General features: G+C 68.4%; 2 protein-coding genes. Both read left to right on the top strand.

The annotated features are described in order from the left end of the window. Window positions 1–259 precede the first annotated feature (259 nt). Window positions 260–3,421 carry a hypothetical protein gene (locus AB0C29_RS33705; protein ID WP_360828902.1) on the top strand — a complete coding sequence of 1,054 codons (3,162 nt, stop codon included), beginning with the start codon at window positions 260–262 and terminating at the stop codon, window positions 3,419–3,421. Window positions 3,422–3,452: 31 nt separating this feature from the next. Beyond that, window positions 3,453–4,902 (top strand): AAA family ATPase (locus AB0C29_RS33700; RefSeq protein ID WP_360828900.1); only part of this gene is annotated, 1,450 nt, incomplete at its 3' end.

Genomic DNA, 4,902 nt, shown 5'->3' with positions numbered 1-4,902 from the left:
GGTCGCGGCCGCCGCCCCGCCGGCAACGGCGCCTGCGGCCTTGTCCGGGGATCAGCTGCTGCGGCCACCGGTCGCGCCGGCCGGCGTGCGGCCCGACGACGATCCGGCCTTCGCCCAGGTACGGCGCAACGTCAAAGGTTTCGCCCAACAGAAGCGGGCCCACTCGGCCGCGGCAGCCAAAGCGAAAGAGGCCCAGGACGCGGCGCTGGCGCCCAGCGACGACGTCACCGGGCAGGCCCGGGCGGCCAAGGTCGACACGATGGACGCCCAGCCGGCCGGCACCTTCGACAAGCAGGCCTTCATCGCGGCGGTGAAGGCGGCCATCGAGGCCAAGTCGCCCAAGACGCTGGAGGAGGCCGACGCCTACCGCAGTTCAGGTAAGGCTGGTGAGGTCAAGGACAACATCAAAGGGCTGGTGACCCAGGGCAAACAGGGCCAGGCCAAGGACATCGAGGCGGCGACGGCAGCACCGCCGGACACCTCCAACGCGATCCCCAAGCCGGTCACGCCGATGGCCGAGGAACAGCCGGGGCAGGTCGCTGCGATCCCGGCCGCCGGTGCCGTGCCGAAGACGGCCCCGGCCGAGCAGGTCAACCTGGCCGCCGGTAAGCATGAGGCCGATCAGGAACTGGCCGACGCCGACGTCAGCGAGCCGCAGCTGGCCCGGTCCAACGAGCCGGAATTCCAGCAGGCCCTCACCGACAAGCAGGCCGCGGCCGCGCACGCCGACACCGCCCCGGGCGAGTTCCGCCAGCAGGAACAGCAGGTGCTGACGCAGAGCCGGACCGAAGCCGCCGCGCAGACCACCGCGGGTGTCGCCGGCATGCAGGGTGCCAAGGGGGCGGCGCTCGCGGCGCTGGTCGCCGGCAAGGGCAAGGCCAAGTCCAAGGACGAGGCCAAGCGGGCCGAGGTCACCGGGAAGATCCAGGGCCTCTTCGCCGCCACCGAGGCCGACGTGCGCAAACTGCTCGACGGCATCGACGCCAAGGTGGAGGCCGAGTTCAACACGGGCGAGGCGGGTGCGCGGACGGCGTTCGAGACGTTCGTCGCGACCAAGATGGCGGCGTACAAGAAGGACCGCTACGGCGGCTGGCTGGGCGGCTTCCGCTGGGCGAAGGACAAGCTGTTCGGGATGCCGGCGAAGGTCGACGAGTTCTACCGCGCCGGGCGGGAGCTGTATCTGCAACGGATGGACGGCGTCATCAGCCGGGTCGCGACCATCGTGGGCGGCGAGCTCACCGCGGCGAAGCAGCGCATCGCGCGGGGCCGGACCGAGATCACCGCGTACGTGCAGAGCCTGCCCACCGACCTGAAGAAGGTCGGCGCCGAGGCCTCGAAGGAGATCGGCGACCGCTTCAGCCAGCTGGAAAGTGACGTCGACGCCAAACAGGAATCGGTCGTCGACACGCTCGCCACGAAGTACGTCGACGCGCGCAAGGGCCTCGACGAACGCATCGAAGCGCTGCAGGCGGAGAACAAGGGCCTGGTCGACAAGGCGATCGGCGCGATCAAAGCGGTCATCAACACGATCCGCGAACTCGTGGCGATGCTCAAGAACGTCCTGTCCCGGGCGGCCGGTGTGGTCGGCGAGATCATCAAGAACCCGATCGGCTTCCTCGGCAATCTGATCGCCGGGGTGAAGGGCGGCATCCTCAAGTTCAAGGAAAACATCGTCGACCACCTCCGCAAAGGCCTGATGGGCTGGCTGTTCGGCGCGCTGGCCGAGGGCGGGGTGGAGCTGCCGGAGACGTTCGACGTCAAGGGCATCATCCGGCTGCTGGCCTCGATCTTCGGCTTGACCTGGGCCAACATCCGCAACCGGATCGTCAGGCAGATCGGCGCCCCGGCGATGGCGGCGGTCGAGAAAGGCGTGACGATCTTCCAGATCCTGGCGGCCCAGGGCGTCGGCGGGCTGTGGGAGATGCTGCTGGAAAAACTCGGCGACATCAAGGAAATGATCCTGGAGAAGGTCCGCGACTTCGTCGAGGAGAAAATCATCGCGGCCGGGATCACGTGGCTGATCGGCCTGCTCAACCCGGCGGCGGCGTTCATCAAGGCCTGCAAACTGATCTACGACGTGGTGATGTTCTTCGTGACTAACGCGGGGCGGATCGCCCGCTTCGTGGACACGATCCTGGACTCGGTCGCGGACATCGTGCGGGGCAACGTCGGCGGGGTCATCAACAAGATCAACGATGTGCTGGGGCAGATGCTGCCGATCATCATCGGGTTCCTGGCCAGTGTGATCGGGCTGGGTGGGATCGGGCAGAAGATCCGGTCGATCGTGGAGACGCTGCAGAAGCCGGTCAATCAGGCGCTGGACTTTGTGATCAAGACGGGGCTGAAGCTGGCGGGGCCGGTGATCCGGGGGATCGCCGGAATCAGCGGCAGGGTGAAGGCCAAGGTCGCAGCGGGCAAGGCCTGGGTGAAAGGCAAGGCCGAGGCGGGGATGGCCCGGCTGAGGGGGGAGGACGTCCGTTCCCTGGCGCGTCGTCGGGTGCTGGCGGCGTTCCAGGACGGCGCGAGTGTCGACAAGGTCCGCGGCGATCTTCCCGCCATCCGCGCCGACCTGGCGCCGCGCGGCCTCAAGCGACTTGAGCTGGGTCCGGTCGGCCCGGCGGGCGCCGTCGACATCATGGCGGAGGCCAGTCCGTTCGATCGTCTGGTGAGCCTCATTCCTCGATACCTCAAGAAACGGGAGGACGACGAGACCGGCAAGCTCAAGGAAGGAACGCCCTACGTCACGATGAAGATCACCCTGACGCTGGCCGACGCGACCGACCAGCTGCCGGCGGAGATGCGTGGCCGTCGGCCGTCAGGATCGCAGGTAGCTCGTGATGAGAAGGGTCAGCCGTTGCAGGACAGCGGTGGCCGCTACGTTTTTGCCGACGCGGTATACGAGATGCCGGGTGTGGAGCTCGACAAATCGGCCAAGCCGAAGCGCGGACGCGCCCTGAGCTCCACCCAGCAGCGTTCCGGTGGTTTGATCGAGCCGCCGAAGCCGGGGGAGAAGACCCTCCGGATGGTGACCTTCAATACCGCTGAGGGAAGCAGCGTCCAGTCGAACGCAACGCACGCGGAGCGGCAGTTGGCCAGCTGGCTCCAGAATGTGGCTGACGACAAGTGGCGGAGCCGGATTCAGAGAATAGCCGCGGAGATCAACTACAGTCCCTGCACGTTGTGCAGCGTCGACCTCAAGACGATTGCTGTGTTGACGCCGAACGCCGACGCGGCGAGCCGATTGCTTTCCTGGACCCGGCCGTACATCGACAAGAAGCGGCAGGGAGCCGACAACCGCAGCACCACGAATGCATCCTTGGGCGAGATCGCGAGCGCCGGATGGACGGTAACGCCGAACCAGGTCGGCGACCTGCCCGTGGCGGACAAGGACGACAAGTTGCTTGTCCCAGGCAAGAGGTAGCGCGGACGCGAGTATCACCGCTCCTCGTGTCATGTTCCTGACCGGTGTCAATTTGTACCCGGAGGTAACGGCCCCGCCGGTGCAGACTGTTGCGGGGGACCGACCGCTCCGGGGTCCGCCCACCGAGGCGGTGATCACCGTGCCGACGTTTCGACATACTGGCGCTACCGGGCTGGTTCGTTCTCGCCTGTTGATGGAGCTCACTCCGCTTCGTCAGGCTCCGCTTGCGCTCATCGTCGCGCCGGCCGGGTTCGGGAAGACGACGCTTCTTGCGCACTATGCGCATGCCTTTGACGGCGCCGTTGTGTGGATCACCGCTGATCCTGGTGACACCGATCCCGCCACCCTCAACCGGCGTCTTCGCCGGGCCTGTCCGGTCGGCCTGCCGGTTCCGCACCGGCCGCATGATCTTGTCGAGTTCGCCGAGGATCTCGGGGCCGGGCTGCGGCAGGACACCCTGCTGGTGATCGACGATGCCCAGTGGCTGGAAGGGTCCGACGGTGAACGCGCCGTGGAGCGCATGCTTGTCGCCGCCCCTCCGCAGCTGCACACCGTTCTGGCCGGGCGGCGAATGCCCGGCGTCAACACCTCCCGGCATGAGCTCACCGGTCTGCTCACCATCGGTCCCGATCAGATGCGGTTCCGGGCCTGGGAGGCCGAGGAGCTGCTCCGGGACGTCTACCGTGAGCCGCTTCCGCCCAGTGACATCGCCGCGCTCACCCGCCGGGTCGGTGGGTGGCCCGCCGGGCTTCATCTTTTCCATCTTTCGACCCGCGGCCGGCCGGTGGCCGACCGCCGGGCCGCCGTCGCCGCGCTCGACGGGCGTGCGTCACTCTGCCGCGCCTACCTTGCCCGTACGGTGCTCGCCGACCTCCCCGCCCACCTGCATTCCTTCCTCATCCGCACCGGGGTTTTCGACACGCTCACCGGCCCGCGCTGCGACGAGCTGCTCGGTCAGCGGGACAGTCACCTGATCCTGGCCGAGCTGGAACGCCTCCAGGCCTTCACCACCAGCGCCGACGGCGGCTGGACCTACCGGTACCACGAGGTGCTCCGGTCGCATCTTGCCGCGACGCTGGTCGACGATCTGGGCGATGACGGCGCCCGGCAATGGCATGTGCGGGCGGCGCAGATCCTGGAACGGGAGAACGCGCATGCCGAGGCCGCCCGCTCGTACGCGCGGGCCGGCCGTTGGTCGAGTGTGCGCCGCCTGCTGGGCCGGCTGGGGCCGGGCCTGATCGCGGACGGGGTGGAGCCGTGGCGGGACGTGCTCCCGGCCTGGCTCGTCGCCGAGGATCCGTGGCTGATGCTCGCCGAGGGCCGGCACCGGTTCAGCCGGGGGCAGCTCGTCGGCGCCATCGAGTCGTTCCGGCACGCGCACGGGCTGTTCACCGACGCGGACGGGCGGGCGCACTGTCAGCAGGCGCTGGCCCGGGCCAACGTCTGGTTGTCCGGCCCGCAGCGGGCCCAGGGGGCGTGGC

It is taken from the genome of Actinoplanes sp. NPDC048791, assembly GCF_040650095.1.
Classification (GTDB): Bacteria; Actinomycetota; Actinomycetes; order Mycobacteriales; family Micromonosporaceae; genus Actinoplanes.
Note: the sequence above shows the minus strand (reverse complement) of the source record. Positions and strands in the feature narration are given on the sequence as shown.

What these genes read in the sequence shown, in the direction of transcription:
- AB0C29_RS33705 (WP_360828902.1), top strand. Translation starts at nt 260, where the DNA reads ATGGACGCCCAGCCGGCCGGCACCTTCGACAAGCAGGCCTTCATCGCG.